A 13,046-nucleotide genomic window follows, 5' to 3' on the forward strand; every position below is an offset into this window, starting at 1 on the left:
GCTAGACGCTCCAACGGCGGTCAGCCGCCGGCTTGCTCGGCATCGCGCTTCCAGGCCAGCGCCGTGTCATACAGCGCATTGCGCGGCGCGCCGGTGATGTCGGCGGCCAGCTTGACGGCGGTCTTGGTCGGCAGCTCGGCCAGCAGCAGCGCCAGCACGCGGTGCGCATCGGCCAGGCCATCGGTCTGCACCGCCTGCGGGTGCAGCAGCAGCGCAAACTCGCCCTTGCTGCGGTGCGGGTCGGCCGCCAGCCAGGCGGGCACATCGGCTGCGGGCATCGTGGCAATGTCCTCAAACTGCTTGGTCAGCTCGCGGCCCAAGGTCACGGGCCGGTCCTGCAGCACGGCCAGCGCATGGGCCAGGTCGGCAATGCGGTGGGGCGCTTCCAGCAGCACCAGGGTGCGCGGGTCTTGTGCGAGCTGGGCCACGGCCTGCTGGCGCTCTTGCGCCTTGGTCGGCAGAAAACCGATGAACGCAAAGCCGCTGCTGGCACTTTCGCCGGCGACCGCGCCCGCAGCGCTGACCAGCGCCGTGACGCTGCTGGCGCCGGGCAGCGGGCTGACGCGCAGGCCCGCGCGCGCCACGGCGGCGGCCAGGCGTGCGCCCGGGTCGCTGACGCCGGGTGTGCCAGCGTCGCTGACATAGGCGATGCGCTGGCCTTGCTGCAGGCGGCTGATGACCTGCTCGGCCGCCTCGGCCTCGTTGTGTTGGTGTACCGCAATCAGCTGGCCGCCCGACTTGCCAACCCCGTAGGCGCGTAGCATGCTGTGGGTGTGGCGGGTGTCCTCGCAAGCCACGGCGTCGGCGAGCTCCAGCACATGCAGCGCGCGCAGGGTGATGTCGGCCAGGTTGCCGATGGGGGTGGCCACCACGTACAAGGTGGAGGCAGGGTAGTGCTGGGTGCCGGCTGCAGCCTGGGCTGCTTGCAAAGCGGAGGTGAAAGATGCAGACACCGTGGAAGATCCTTGAAAAATGGCGCAGCCCTCGCGCGCCTGCCGCATTGCCGCAGCCCGCCAGCGAAGGGGCGGACAACAGCAAGCTGCGGGGCCAGCGGGCAGAAGATGCCGCGCTCCATTATCTCCAACAACAAGGCCTGCGCCCGCTGGCGCGCAATTACCGCACGCCCGGGCGCGGCGGCGGCGAGATCGATCTGGTGATGCAGGAGCGCGATGGCACCGTCGTGTTTGTCGAGGTGCGCCAGCGCCAGCACGGCGGCTTTGGCGGTGCGGGCGGCAGCATCGGCGGCACCAAGCAGCGGCGCATCATCCTGGCCAGCCTGCGCCAGCAGCCGGCCTGCCGTTTTGATGCGGTGCTGGTCGAGCAGGAGATCGTCTGGCTGCGGGCCGCCTTTGATGTGCCCGATGGGGGCTGAGGACGCTCTGCAAAACGCCTTGCCGTGGTCTCAACGGGGCTTGGGCGATCCGCGGCCATCCCGGTGGGCAAGGGTCTTGCAAGGGTTTTGCAAAGGGTCCTGAAGCGCGCAGTTGCCGGGCTTTGCATACGCTTGGGGCTGAGAAAAGTCATCATCCCGGCCCCAGGGGGAAACCTGCCAAGGTTATCATCGGGCCTCCATGCTTGAGCAACACATCCAACAGCACTTTATCGATAGCGCCGATCTCCATTACCAGGTGTCACAGGAGATGAGCGAAAGCGTCGCCAGCGCGGTCTACGCGCTGCTCGCCTGTGTGACCAGCGGCAACAAGGTGATGTGCTGCGGCAATGGCCTGTCCTGGGCGCAGGCGGCGCAGTTCGCCGCGATGTGCGTCAGCGGCATGGAGCGCGAGCGCCCCGAGCTGGCCGCGATGGTGCTCGACAACGGCGCGCTGGCGCAGGCCCAGCTGGGCAGCAGCCTGACGGCCGAAGGCCACACGCAGACCCTGGCGCGCCAGGTGCGAACTTTGGGCCAGCCCGGCGATCTACTGCTGGTCATCAGCGCTGATGGCCATGACCGGGCGTTGCTCGGCGCGGTGGAAGCGGCGCATGAGCGCGACATGTCCGCCGTGGTGCTGACCGGCCGCACCGGCGGGTTGCTGGCCAATGCCTTGAGCGAAACCGATGTGCTGATGCGCGTGCCCCATGACCGCAGCACCCGCGTGCGCGAGGTGCACCAGCTGGTGCTGCACTGCCTGATTGACGGAATCGATACCCAATTGTTAGGAGAAGAGGAATGATGCCTGTGTCTTGGAAGCGATTGACGCTGAGTCTGGTGGCGGCTGGAACGGTCGCTGCGACCGTCTCGGGTTGCATTCCGCTGGTGATCGGCGGCGCCGCCGTCGGTGGCACGGTGATGGCGATCGACCGCCGCACCGCCGGGATCCAGGTGGAGGACGAGAGCATTGAGTTGCGCGTGGCCAGCGCCATCCGCGAGCGTGCCGGCAATGACGGGCATATCAACGTCACCAGCTACAACCGCCAGGTGCTGCTGACCGGGGAAGCGCCGAACGAAGCCTTCAAGCAAAAGGCCGAGGAAGCGGCCAAGGCCACCCAGAACGTGAAGACCGTGGTCAATGATGTGGCGGTGATGTTCAACTCCAGCCTGTCGCAGCGTTCGACCGATACGCTGATCACCGGCAAGGTGCGGGCGAGCATCATCGATGCCAAGGACCTCAGCTCCAGCGCCATCAAGGTGCTGACCGAGCGCAATGTGGTCTACCTGATGGGCCGCGTGACCGAGCGCGAATCCAAGCGCGCTGCAGAAATCGCCCGGGGCGTGGCCAATGTGCAAAAGGTCGTGCGCGTTTTCGAGATCATCAGTGAAGACGAGCTCAAGTCCCTGAGCAACAACCGCAGCACCGGCAATGCCGCACCGGTGGTCAACGACAGCAGTGCATCGGCCATCGGCACCCCGGCAGCGACCGTCGTGCCCGCGCCTGCCGCCGCACCAGTAGCGCCTGCGGCCGCACCGGTGTCGACCGGTGTGACCACCTCGCCGGTCAACACGACGCCGGTGCAGCCGCTCAACGATGGGTTCACGACCAAGCCCTGAGCCTGCTCGGCACACAACAAAAAGGCCGCATCAGCGGCCTTTTTTGCATTCTGGGGGGCGGTCAGGCCTTCTTGCCCAGGCGGGTGATCAGGCTCGACGTATCCCAGCGGTTGCCACCCGATTGCTGCACATCGGCGTAGAACTGGTCCACCAGCGCGGTCAGCGGCAGGCGCGAGCCATTGCGCTTGGCCTCGTCCAGCACCAGGCCCAGGTCCTTGCGCATCCAGTCCACTGCAAAACCGAAATCGAACTTGCCCTCGACCATGGTCTTGCCCCGGTTTTCCATCTGCCAGCTTTGCGCCGCACCCTTGCTGACCACGTCCAGCACCTGGGGCATGTCCAGGCCGGCATTCATGCCGAAGGCAATCGCCTCGGACAGGCCCTGCACGACACCGGCAATGCAGATCTGGTTGACCATCTTGGCCAGCTGGCCCGCGCCGCTGCTGCCCAGCAGGGTGAAGGCGCGCGAGAACGCCATCGCCACCGGCTTGACGCTGTTGAACACGGCCTCATCGCCACCGCACATGACGGTGAGCTGGCCATTGACCGCACCGGCCTGGCCGCCGGAAACCGGCGCATCGATGAAGTGCAGGCCCTGGGCCCGGGCGGCGGCATACAGCTCGCGGGCCACATTGGCCGAGGCGGTGGTGTGGTCCACAAAGATGGCGCCAGGCTTCATGCCGGCCAGCGCGCCATCGGCGCCCAGCACGACCGAGCGCAGGTCATCGTCATTGCCGACGCAGCAGAACACGATGTCGGCGCCGGCTGCAGCCTCGCGCGGTGTGGCGGCATGGCGGGGGGCCTTGGAGCTGGCGAATTCCTCGCACCAGCCTTGCGCCTTTTGCGCGGTGCGGTTGTAGACGGTGACCGCATGGCCTGCCTGGGCCAGGTGGCCCGCCATGGGGTAGCCCATGACGCCCAGGCCCAAAAAGGCGACGTTCAGGGAAGGGGTGCTGTCATAGCTGCGTGCTTGAATACTCGATGCCATTGCGGTGACTCCAAAAAGAGCGGCACCCAAGGCGGGCCTGGGTGCCGTGTCGCTGAAAACCCAAAACGCTGACAGCTTAAACGATTGTCAGGTGCTCCGTGCCCTCGGCCAGATCACTGCGCTTGGCGCGCTGGCTGCCCAGCTTGATCTGCAGGCGCAGGTCGTTGACCGAGTCGGCGTTGCGCAGCGCATCTTCGTAGGTGATCATGTTGGCCTCGTACAGGTCGAACAGCGCCTGGTCGAAGGTTTGCATGCCCAGGTTGCGGCTTTTCTTCATGATCTCCTTGATCTCGTTGACCTCGCCCTTGAAGATCAGGTCCGAGATCAAGGGTGAGTTCAGCATCACCTCGACCGCCGCGACCCGGCCCTTGCTGTCCTGCTTGCTGAGCAGGCGCTGGGACACCAGGCCGCGCAGGTTCAGCGACAGATCCATCAGCAGCTGCGCGCGGCGCTCTTCGGGGAAGAAGTTGATGATCCGGTCCAGCGCCTGGTTGGCGCTGTTGGCGTGCAGGGTGGCCAGGCACAGGTGACCGGTTTCGGCAAACGCCACCGCGTGTTCCATGGTTTCGCGGTCGCGGATTTCGCCCATCAGGATGACGTCGGGGGCCTGGCGCAACGTGTTTTTCAGCGCCGCTTCCCAGTTGTCGGTGTCCAGACCCACTTCGCGCTGGGTCACGATGCAGTTCTTGTGCGGGTGGACGAATTCGACCGGGTCTTCCACGGTGATGATGTGGCCGTAGGAGTTTTCGTTGCGCCAGTCGACCATGGCCGCCAACGTGGTGGACTTGCCCGAACCGGTCGCGCCGACCATGATGCACAGGCCGCGCTTGGTCATCGCCAGGTCCTTGAGCACCTGGGGCACGCCCAGGCCGTCGATCGTCGGCAAGGTCAGTGGAATGGTCCGCAGCACCAGACCGACATGGCCCTGCTGCATGAAGGCGTTGACCCGAAAACGCCCGATGCCGGCGGGCGAGATCGCGAAATTGCATTCCTTGGTCTTTTCGAACTCGGCCACCTGCTTGTCGCTCATGATCGAGCGGGCCAGGGTCAGCGAGTGGGTGGGCGACAGCGGCTGGCTGGAGACCTTGGTGACCTTGCCATCGATCTTGATCGCCGGCGGAAAATCAGCGGTGATGAACAAATCGCTGCCATTGCGCTGCACCATCAGCTTCAACAGGTCGTTGATGAACTTACTGGCCTGATCCCGTTCCATGACAATCCTCTCTGGCTCCGTTATTGTTGCTTATGCAACAGAAACGCCGTGAGGATGGGCGCCCTGAGAGGCTCAGGGCTCGATCCGGGCGCTGGTCTGCCGCAGCCGCGTGGAGAGTTTGCGCGCAAACAAGGCCAGCAAATAGGCGGCCGTGGACGCGTCCAACTCCATCATGGCGTCCAGTGTATCGGCCTTCAGCACAGCCAGCGCACAGTCGGTGGTGGTGATGCACGAAGAAAAACGCGGACTGCTGTCAAACAGAGACATTTCCCCCAGCACCTCGCCAGGGTGGGTATCGGCCAGGTGCACGGTCTGGCCGCTGGCCAGCTGGCGCTCGACACGGACCTGGCCACTCAGCACGATCAGCATGTAGTCGCCCAGCTCGCCTTGCTGGATCAGGGTTTGCAGCGCGGGCACCTGGTAGAACTCCAGGTACTGCACCATCTGGTCCATGAACGGGGATTGCAGCAGGGACAGCGCGGCATCCTGCGCCCAGACCATGCGCAGCGCGGTGGCGGGGTCGGCCGGTGCCAGAAGCTGGGCATGGATGGCCTTGCGTCGCTGGCTCCAGAGCACATAAGGCGCCTGCGACGTGCTGGCCTGCTGGAAGCCATGGAGGAAGAAGCCCGTATCAGCCTCGGCGGGCTCGTCTGCCGGGGATGCGGAATGCAAGCGGTTCATGGCCCATGGTCTCCTTTGATCCCGCAAAGCATAAAGGGCACCTGCGGTACTGGCAATGACCGCTGGTGCCCTTCGTGCAACCGTTTGTCAGTTATTCAATGAATAAGCTCTTCCGGCGTGTTTCGCGATGCTTAACCCGGGAAGTTCTCCGGCGTCTTGGCCTTGCTGCGCGCCTCGGCCGGGCTGATCACATTGCGGCGCACCAGGTCAGTCAGGTTCTGGTCCAGCGTCTGCATGCCCATGCTGTTGCTGGTCTGGATGGTCGAATACATTTGCGCCACCTTGGCCTCGCGGATCAGGTTGCGGATGGCCGGCGTGCCCAGCATGATCTCGTGCGCGGCCACACGGCCCTGGCCGTCCTTGGTCTTGCACAGGGTCTGCGAGATCACCGCCTGCAGCGATTCGGACAGCATCGCCCGGACCATTTCCTTTTCTTCGGCGGGGAAGACGTCGATGATCCGGTCGATGGTCTTGGCGGCGCTGGAGGTGTGCAAGGTGCCGAACACCAGGTGGCCGGTTTCTGCCGCGGTCATCGCCAGGCGGATGGTTTCCAGGTCGCGCATTTCGCCGACCAGAATCGCGTCCGGGTCTTCCCGCAGTGCGGAGCGCAGTGCGGCGCTGAACGACAGCGTCTGCGGCCCCACCTCGCGCTGGTTGATCAGGCATTTCTTGGATTCATGGACGAATTCGATCGGGTCTTCCACCGTCAGGATGTGGCCGTATTCGTTTTCGTTGAGGTAGTTGACCATCGCCGCCAGGGTGGTGGATTTGCCCGAGCCGGTCGGCCCGGTCACCAGCACCAGACCACGCGGCTTGAGCGACAGGTCGGCAAAGATCTTGGGCGCGTTGAGCTGCTCGAGGGTCAGGATCTTGCTCGGAATGGTCCGGAACACGGCGCCCGAGCCGCGGTTCTGGTTGAAGGCGTTGACCCGGAAACGCGCCAGGCCCTCGATCTCAAACGAGAAGTCGACTTCGAGGAATTCTTCATACTGCTTGCGCTGGGCGTCGCTCATGATGTCGTAGACCATCGCATGGACCTGCTTGTGGTCCAGCGGATCGACATTGATGCGGCGCACATCGCCGTGGACCCGGATCATCGGCGGCAGGCCTGCAGACAGGTGCAAGTCAGACGCTTTGTTTTTGACACTGAATGCCAGCAATTGGGTGATATCCACTGCAGTTCCCTCGTTGTTTTGGTACGCTTTGAGTGCAAGGCCTCGTGGTCAACACGTTCCAAGGCAGTGCATATTTTTACATTATGAGCACGATTTCCGAAAAAATTCAGCAGGTTCGCCTGCAAATCGACAACGCCTGCCAGGCCTGCGGCCGCCCCGGCAACAGCGTGCAGCTGCTGGCCGTCTCCAAGACCTTTGGTGTCGATGCCATTGCCCAGGCGGCCGAGGCCGGCCAGCGCGCCTTTGGCGAAAACTACATCCAGGAAGCGGTGGAGAAAATCCGCTACTTTGCCGAGCACGATGCCTGGAAGGACCAGGGCCTGGTGTGGCACTGCATCGGCCCGATCCAGAGCAACAAGACGCGGCTGGTGGCCGAGCACTTTGACTGGGTGCACACGGTGGACCGGCTCAAGACCGCCGAGCGCCTGTCCGCCCAGCGGCCCGCGCAGCTGGCGCCGTTGCAGGTCTGCATCCAGGTCAATGTCGATGGCGGCATCACCAAGTCCGGCGTGGCGCCGGGCGAGGTGGCGGCGCTGGTGCAGCAGGTGGCCCAATTGCCCCAGCTGCAGCTGCGGGGCGTGATGAGCATCCCCGATGTCGTGCCCGACTTTGCCGCGCAGCTGGCCGTGCACCAGCGGGTCAAGGCGGTGTTCGACAGCATCGCCGCACTGGGCCTGCCGCAGCTGGCGCAGTGGGACACCATCTCGCTGGGCATGACGGCCGATCTGCAGGCCGCCGTGCAGGCCGGATCGACGATGGTGCGCGTGGGCAGCGGCATCTTTGGCCAGCGCGACTACGGCAGCGCCCATTGAACGGCGCCATCTGTCTACCCCCGCCGGCCCGGCGGCAGCGCATGGTGCTGCGTGCTAAGCTGGCCCCCGATTGTTCTGTGTACCCCCTCAAATAGACAGGAGACCCCCATGCCAGGATTGCTACCCGACGTTGACCCCGATGGCCTGTTGGAGTTTTCGGTGGTCTACACCGACCGCGCGCTCAACCACATGTCGCACCGCTTCATTGGTGTGATGGGTGAGGTGCTGCGCATCCTCAAGACCACCTACCATGCGCACACGGCGGTGATCGTGCCGGGCAGTGGCACCTTTGGCATGGAGGCGGTGGCGCGCCAGTTCGCCAACCGCGCCAAGGTGCTGATCGTGCGCAATGGCTGGTTCAGCTACCGCTGGACCCAGATTTTCGAAGAAGGCGGCCTGGGCGGCAGTGCCGTGATCTGCAAGGCCCGCCCCCAGGGCAGCGGCCCGCAGGATGCCTGGGCACCTTGCCCGGCCGAAGAAGTGGCCGCTGCGATCCGCAACGAAAAGCCCCAGGTGGTGTTTGCCCCGCACGTCGAGACCGCCAGCGGCATTGTGCTGCCCGACGACTACATCCAGACCATCAGCGCCGCCGCGCACGAGGTCGGCGCACTGATGGTGCTCGACTGCGTGGCCAGCGGCGCCATCTGGGTGGACATGCAAAAGACCGGTGTCGATGTGCTGATCACCGCGCCGCAAAAGGGCTGGAGCGGCCCGCCTTGCTGCGCGATGGTGATGCTCTCCGAGCGTGCGCGCAAGGCGATCGAAGATACGAAGAGCAGCAGCTTCTCCTGCGATCTGAAGAAGTGGATGCAGATTGCCGAAGGCTACGAAAAAGGCCAGCATGCCTACCATGCGACCATGCCCACCGATTCGCTGGTGCAACTGAGCAAGGTGATGCAGGAGGCCGAGGCCTATGGGCTGGACAAACTGCGCCAGGAGCAGACCCAGCTGGGCCAAGAGGTGCGCGCACTGCTGAAGGCACGGGGCTTTCCCAGCGTGGCGGCCCCAGGTTTTGAGGCGCCCGGCGTGGTCGTCAGCTTCACCACCGACCCGGAGATACAGAACAGCAAGAAATTTGCCAGCGTGGGCCTGCAGACCGCTGCCGGCGTGCCGCTGATGTGCGATGAAGGGCCGGAGTTCAAGACCTTCCGCATCGGCCTGTTTGGCCTCGACAAATGGCATAACGTCGAGCGCACCGTGGGCCATCTGCGCCAGGCGCTCGATGGTTTGGGTATCAAGGGTTAACTTGTGTTTTTAACGCGTTCTGCGCCTGCCATCCAGGTGCAGAATGCTGGTTTTGTTTGAAGAACATTCGATTGGATTTCGCCATGAAAGCATTGACTGCCAGCGCCCTGTTCGCTGCCATCGCCCTGACCGCCGGCTTGGCCCAGGCACAGAGCAAGCCTGTGACGACCAAGAGCGGCCTGGTGTTTGAAAGCATCAAGGACGGCACCGGCGCCAGCCCCAAGGCAACCGACACCGTCAAGGTGCACTACAAGGGCACCTTCCCTGACAGCGGCAAGGAGTTCGACAGCTCCTACAAGCGCGGTGAGCCGATCGAGTTCCCGCTGCAAGGTGTCATCCCCTGCTGGACCGAAGGCGTGCAGCTGATGAAGGTCGGCGGCAAGGCCAAGCTGACCTGCCCTGCCTCGATTGCCTATGGCGCCCGTGGCGCTGGCGGCGTGATCCCGCCCAATGCCACACTGAACTTTGAAGTGGAACTGCTGGGCATCAAGGGCCAGTAAACCCCGGTTCCCCAATAACCGGTTCCCAGCTCCATAGCCTTCGCGTCTTGCTGGCGCGGAGGCTTTTTGTTGTTCGGGTGGCCAGTTCATCCAAGGCTTGAGCGCTCCACCCCCAGGCGCTTGGCCAGCCGCTGCAGGTTGGCGCGGTCCAGCTGCAGCTCGCGCGCGGCTGCGGCCCAGTTGCCGTGGTGGCGGGCCAGGCTGGCGCTGAGCAGCTGGCGCTCGTAGCGCTCCACCTGGGCGCGCAGGCCCAAGGTCTCGGCGCTGGCGGCTGGCCCTTCGGCCACGTCGGCAACTGGCAGGGGCACGATGCGGCCCGTTGCCTGCTGGCCGGGCGGCAGCGGTGCGGCGGCGGCGCCATCCCACAGGTCTTCCTCGCCAATGCTCAGCATGCGTGGCCTGGCGCTGTCCTTGCGCTGGCCCAGCGTGCGGCTCAGCGCCTTGAGCACGGCGCGGCTGATGCAGTGCTCCAGTTCACGCACGTTGCCGGGCCAGGGGTAGCGCAGCAGGGCGGCCTGGGCGGCGGCATCCAAGCGCAGGCCGCCGAGCTGCAGGCGGGCGCGGTTCTCTTCGAGAAAGCAGCCGGCCAGCACCAGGGTGTCGCTGTCCCGCGCACGCAGCGGCGGCACCACGACGGGGTAGACGCAAAGGCGGTGGTAGAAATCGGCGCGCATGCGGCCGGCCTGCACCTCGGCGGCCAGGTCGCGGTTGGTCGCAGCGATCACGCGCACATCGACCTGGTGCTCGCGGTCTGAGCCCAGGCGCTGCAGCTGGCCGCTTTGCAGCACGCGCAGCAGCTTGGCCTGCACCGACAGCGACAGCTCGCCCACCTCGTCGAGGAACAGGGTTCCGTGCTGCGCCTGTTCAAACTTGCCGCGCCGCTCGCTCAATGCGCCGGTGAAGGCGCCGCGCACATGGCCGAACAGCTCGCTCTCGACCAGGTTGTCCGGCAACGCGGCGCAGTTGATGCTGACCAGCGGTTGCGCCGCACGCGGCGATTGCGCATGCACGGCCTGGGCGACCAGCTCCTTGCCGGTGCCGGTCTCGCCGGTGATCAGCACGCACAGATCGCTGGCGGCGACCAGTGCAATGCTGCTTTGCAGCTGGCGGATGACGGGGCTGGTGCCCAGGATCTGGCGGCTGCGGTCCGCGCCCGGGCTGCGCGGCGCCGGCGCGCTGGCGCTGCGCGCGGCCTGGGACAGCTGCTGCACCCGCTCGGCCGTGGCCACGGTGGCGGCGGCCAGATTGCTGAAGGCCTGCAGCAGTTCGAGCGCATTGTCATCGGCAAAGCGGTCGGGCTCCAGCGCATCCAGGGTCAACAGGCCCCAGGCCAGGCCGCCGGTCTGCAGCACGCAGCCCATGCAGTCATGCACATGCAGCTCGCCCGGCGTGGTGATCAGGCCGTCATAGGGATCGGGCAGGGGGCTGTCGGGTGCAAAGCGCATCGCCTGGCCGGCGGCCAGCAGCTGGGCCAGGCGCGGGTGCTCGGCCACCTTGAAGCGCCGGCCCAGGGTATCGGGCACCAGGCCATCGATGGCCACCGGCTCCAGCCATTCGCCGTTGAGGCGCAGCAGCGCCACCGCATCGGCGGGCAGCAGGGTGCGCAACGCGGCAAGCAGGCGGCGCAGGCGCTCGCGCTCGGGCAGTTCCTGGGCCAGATCGGCGACCAGCGGAATCACCGCGTGGAGGATTTTGGAGGATGTCAAAACGACTCGGGGTGTCAAAAACACAGCATTTATCAGTGGTCAGTATGACTGCATGCATTGTGCAAGGTATTGATATTCCACAAACCTGGTGTTGGCACGATGCATGCACTACCAAGAACAACCACATGCAAGGAGAGTTAGATGCTGAGCGATAGCCAAAAACAGATCATCCAGGCCACCGTCCCCCTGCTGGAGACCGGCGGTGAGGCGCTGACCACGCATTTCTACCAGATGATGCTGAGCGAGTACCCCGAGGTGCGCCCGCTGTTCAACCAGGCCCACCAGCAAAGCGGCGCCCAGCCCCGCGCGCTGGCCCACAGCGTGCTGATGTATGCCAAACACATCGACAGGCTGGAGAACCTGGGCGACCTGCCCGCGCAGATCATCAACAAGCATGTGGCGCTGCAGGTGCAGCCGGACCAGTACCAGATCGTGGGCAGCTGCCTGCTGCGCGCGATACGCGAGGTACTGGGCGCCGAGATTGCCACCGATGCGGTGATCGATGCCTGGGCCGCTGCCTACACCCAGCTGGCCGACATCCTGATCGCTGCCGAGGCCAAGGCCTATGACGACATCGCCCATGCCGAAGGCGGCTGGCGCGGTGCCCGTACCTTCAAGCTGGTGCAGAAGGTGGCCGAGAGCGCCGAGATCAGCTCCTTCTATCTGGAGCCGGTGGACGGCAAGGCCGTGATTGCCCACCAGCCGGGCCAGTACATCGGCCTGCGCGCCATCGTGGGTGGCACCGAGCAGCGCCGCAACTACTCGCTGTCCGCGCCCAGCAATGGCCGCAGCTACCGCATCAGCGTCAAGCGCGAGCCCGGCGGCAAGGTCTCCAACTACCTGCATGATCTGCCAGTGGGCGACACCCTGGAGCTGTTTGCACCGGCCGGCCATTTCACGTTGCAGGCTGGCGAGCGCCCGCTGGTGCTGATCAGCGGCGGCGTGGGCATCACCCCCACGTTGCCGATGCTCGAAGCCGCGCTGCAGACCGACCGCCCGATCACCTTTATCCACTGCGCCCGGGGCCGTGCCGTGCATGCGTTCCGCCCGCAGATCGATGCGCTGGCGCAGGCGCACAGCCAGCTGCAGCCGCGCTATGTGTACGAGGAGGTGGCCGAGGGCGAGGCGGTCGCTGCCCAGGGTCGTCTGACCGAGGACCTGCTGGGCCAGTGGTTGCCGGCCTCGCGCGATGCCGATGTGTACTTTCTGGGCCCCAAGCCCTTTATGCGTTCGGTCAAGGCCTCGCTGCGCAAGCTGGGCGTGCCCGATGCCCAGGTGCGCTATGAGTTCTTTGGCCCGGCCGAGGCGCTGGCCTGATCGCGGGCCGCTTCAGCGCAGCGCGGTGAGGGCAATCAGGCCAGGACTCAGTCCTTGTAATAGGCCTCGACCTTGCCCTTGAGCTTGATCAGCAAAGGCTTGCCCTTGCGGTCCACGGTTTTGCCGGCGGGCACCTTGACCCAGCCTTCGCTCACGCAGTATTCCTCGACATCCACGCGCTCGGTGCCGTTGAAGCGGATGCCGATGTCGTGGTTGAAGACCTCGCGCACAAAATGCGGGCTCTTGGGGTCGATGGACAGGTGGTCGGGCAGTTCGGGGCGGGCAGTGGTATCGGTCATGGTCAGGTGCAGAAAAGAACGCGGCGCTGTGCCGCACAGGCCGCCATTGTCCACACTTTTGCGGGCACCGCGTCCGGGAATGGGAAACCGCGCCGTTGGCTGACTTGGCAAGCCCAGGTTCTTG

14 protein-coding genes are annotated in these 13,046 nt (G+C 65.3%); 7 read left to right on the forward strand and 7 right to left on the reverse strand.

What is annotated here, in order from left to right:
- Window positions 1-20 precede the first annotated feature (20 nt).
- Window positions 21-953 carry a 16S rRNA (cytidine(1402)-2'-O)-methyltransferase gene (gene rsmI / locus ACHWUQ_RS17260; protein ID WP_394681870.1) on the reverse strand — a complete coding sequence of 311 codons (933 nt, stop codon included), beginning with the start codon at window positions 951-953 and terminating at the stop codon, window positions 21-23.
- Here rsmI and ACHWUQ_RS17265 point away from each other — a divergent pair.
- The 3 genes from ACHWUQ_RS17265 to ACHWUQ_RS17275 all read left to right on the forward strand — a co-directional run bounded on the left by ACHWUQ_RS17265 (window position 944) and on the right by ACHWUQ_RS17275 (window position 2,986).
- On the forward strand, window positions 944-1,372 hold the full coding sequence (locus ACHWUQ_RS17265) for a YraN family protein (RefSeq protein ID WP_394681871.1): 429 nt from the start codon (window positions 944-946) through the stop codon (window positions 1,370-1,372). The genes rsmI and ACHWUQ_RS17265 overlap by 10 nt on opposite strands.
- A 199-nt stretch (window positions 1,373-1,571) precedes the next feature.
- Window positions 1,572-2,171, forward strand: a complete 600-nt coding sequence (locus ACHWUQ_RS17270; RefSeq protein WP_239810356.1) for an SIS domain-containing protein — start codon at window positions 1,572-1,574, stop codon at window positions 2,169-2,171.
- The gene (locus ACHWUQ_RS17275) at window positions 2,171-2,986 is read left to right on the forward strand and encodes a BON domain-containing protein (protein WP_394681907.1); all 816 of its coding nucleotides are present in this window, start codon (window positions 2,171-2,173) and stop codon (window positions 2,984-2,986) included. Before ACHWUQ_RS17270 ends, ACHWUQ_RS17275 begins: the two co-directional genes overlap by 1 nt.
- A 61-nt stretch (window positions 2,987-3,047) precedes the next feature.
- On the opposite strand, the gene ACHWUQ_RS17280 is transcribed toward ACHWUQ_RS17275, so the two are convergent.
- From ACHWUQ_RS17280 to ACHWUQ_RS17295, 4 genes are all read right to left on the reverse strand, one after another.
- Entirely contained in the window at window positions 3,048-3,974 is a 927-nt protein-coding gene (locus tag ACHWUQ_RS17280) for an NAD(P)-dependent oxidoreductase (protein WP_394681872.1), read from the reverse strand.
- A 76-nt stretch (window positions 3,975-4,050) separates the two neighbouring features.
- Window positions 4,051-5,187 (reverse strand): PilT/PilU family type 4a pilus ATPase, encoded by a 1,137-nt coding sequence (locus ACHWUQ_RS17285; protein WP_239810358.1) that lies wholly within the window; start codon window positions 5,185-5,187, stop codon window positions 4,051-4,053.
- Window positions 5,188-5,259: 72 nt separating this feature from the next.
- A complete protein-coding gene (locus ACHWUQ_RS17290) occupies window positions 5,260-5,868 on the reverse strand; it encodes a cyclic nucleotide-binding domain-containing protein (RefSeq protein WP_312461774.1) in 609 nt (202 codons plus the stop codon).
- A 131-nt stretch (window positions 5,869-5,999) separates the two neighbouring features.
- Entirely contained in the window at window positions 6,000-7,043 is a 1,044-nt protein-coding gene (locus tag ACHWUQ_RS17295) for a type IV pilus twitching motility protein PilT (protein WP_239810360.1), read from the reverse strand.
- An 83-nt stretch (window positions 7,044-7,126) separates the two neighbouring features.
- On the opposite strand from ACHWUQ_RS17295, the gene ACHWUQ_RS17300 reads away from it, so the two are divergent.
- The 3 genes from ACHWUQ_RS17300 to ACHWUQ_RS17310 all read left to right on the forward strand — a co-directional run bounded on the left by ACHWUQ_RS17300 (window position 7,127) and on the right by ACHWUQ_RS17310 (window position 9,600).
- Window positions 7,127-7,855: a YggS family pyridoxal phosphate-dependent enzyme gene (locus ACHWUQ_RS17300; protein WP_312417573.1), complete on the forward strand. Its 729-nt coding sequence runs from the start codon at window positions 7,127-7,129 to the stop codon at window positions 7,853-7,855.
- Between the two features lie 108 nt (window positions 7,856-7,963).
- The gene (locus ACHWUQ_RS17305) at window positions 7,964-9,100 is read left to right on the forward strand and encodes a pyridoxal-phosphate-dependent aminotransferase family protein (protein ID WP_394681873.1); all 1,137 of its coding nucleotides are present in this window, start codon (window positions 7,964-7,966) and stop codon (window positions 9,098-9,100) included.
- Window positions 9,101-9,183: 83 nt separating this feature from the next.
- On the forward strand, window positions 9,184-9,600 hold the full coding sequence (locus ACHWUQ_RS17310) for an FKBP-type peptidyl-prolyl cis-trans isomerase (RefSeq protein WP_239810363.1): 417 nt from the start codon (window positions 9,184-9,186) through the stop codon (window positions 9,598-9,600).
- A gap of 86 nt (window positions 9,601-9,686) precedes the next feature.
- Here ACHWUQ_RS17310 and norR read toward each other — a convergent pair whose 3' ends face one another.
- Entirely contained in the window at window positions 9,687-11,306 is a 1,620-nt protein-coding gene (gene norR / locus ACHWUQ_RS17315; RefSeq protein WP_394681874.1) for a nitric oxide reductase transcriptional regulator NorR, read from the reverse strand.
- Window positions 11,307-11,447: 141 nt separating this feature from the next.
- On the opposite strand from norR, the gene hmpA reads away from it, so the two are divergent.
- Entirely contained in the window at window positions 11,448-12,623 is a 1,176-nt protein-coding gene (gene hmpA / locus ACHWUQ_RS17320) for an NO-inducible flavohemoprotein (protein ID WP_394681875.1), read from the forward strand.
- A gap of 47 nt (window positions 12,624-12,670) precedes the next feature.
- Here hmpA and ACHWUQ_RS17325 read toward each other — a convergent pair whose 3' ends face one another.
- Window positions 12,671-12,922: a DUF3297 family protein gene (locus tag ACHWUQ_RS17325; protein ID WP_133858265.1), complete on the reverse strand. Its 252-nt coding sequence runs from the start codon at window positions 12,920-12,922 to the stop codon at window positions 12,671-12,673.
- Between the last annotated feature and the right edge of the window lie 124 nt (window positions 12,923-13,046).

This window comes from uncultured Comamonas sp. (assembly GCF_964277875.1).
In the GTDB taxonomy this organism is placed as follows: domain Bacteria; phylum Pseudomonadota; class Gammaproteobacteria; order Burkholderiales; family Burkholderiaceae_C; genus Comamonas; species Comamonas sediminis.

What these genes read in the sequence shown, in the direction of transcription:
- ACHWUQ_RS17265 (WP_394681871.1), top strand. Translation starts at nt 944, where the DNA reads ATGCAGACACCGTGGAAGATCCTTGAAAAATGGCGCAGCCCTCGCGCG.
- ACHWUQ_RS17270 (WP_239810356.1), top strand. Translation starts at nt 1,572, where the DNA reads ATGCTTGAGCAACACATCCAACAGCACTTTATCGATAGCGCCGATCTC.
- ACHWUQ_RS17275 (WP_394681907.1), top strand. Translation starts at nt 2,171, where the DNA reads ATGCCTGTGTCTTGGAAGCGATTGACGCTGAGTCTGGTGGCGGCTGGA.
- ACHWUQ_RS17280 (WP_394681872.1), bottom strand. Translation starts at nt 3,974, where the DNA reads ATGGCATCGAGTATTCAAGCACGCAGCTATGACAGCACCCCTTCCCTG.
- ACHWUQ_RS17285 (WP_239810358.1), bottom strand. Translation starts at nt 5,187, where the DNA reads ATGGAACGGGATCAGGCCAGTAAGTTCATCAACGACCTGTTGAAGCTG.
- ACHWUQ_RS17290 (WP_312461774.1), bottom strand. Translation starts at nt 5,868, where the DNA reads ATGAACCGCTTGCATTCCGCATCCCCGGCAGACGAGCCCGCCGAGGCT.
- ACHWUQ_RS17300 (WP_312417573.1), top strand. Translation starts at nt 7,127, where the DNA reads ATGAGCACGATTTCCGAAAAAATTCAGCAGGTTCGCCTGCAAATCGAC.
- ACHWUQ_RS17305 (WP_394681873.1), top strand. Translation starts at nt 7,964, where the DNA reads ATGCCAGGATTGCTACCCGACGTTGACCCCGATGGCCTGTTGGAGTTT.
- ACHWUQ_RS17310 (WP_239810363.1), top strand. Translation starts at nt 9,184, where the DNA reads ATGAAAGCATTGACTGCCAGCGCCCTGTTCGCTGCCATCGCCCTGACC.
- hmpA (WP_394681875.1), top strand. Translation starts at nt 11,448, where the DNA reads ATGCTGAGCGATAGCCAAAAACAGATCATCCAGGCCACCGTCCCCCTG.
- ACHWUQ_RS17325 (WP_133858265.1), bottom strand. Translation starts at nt 12,922, where the DNA reads ATGACCGATACCACTGCCCGCCCCGAACTGCCCGACCACCTGTCCATC.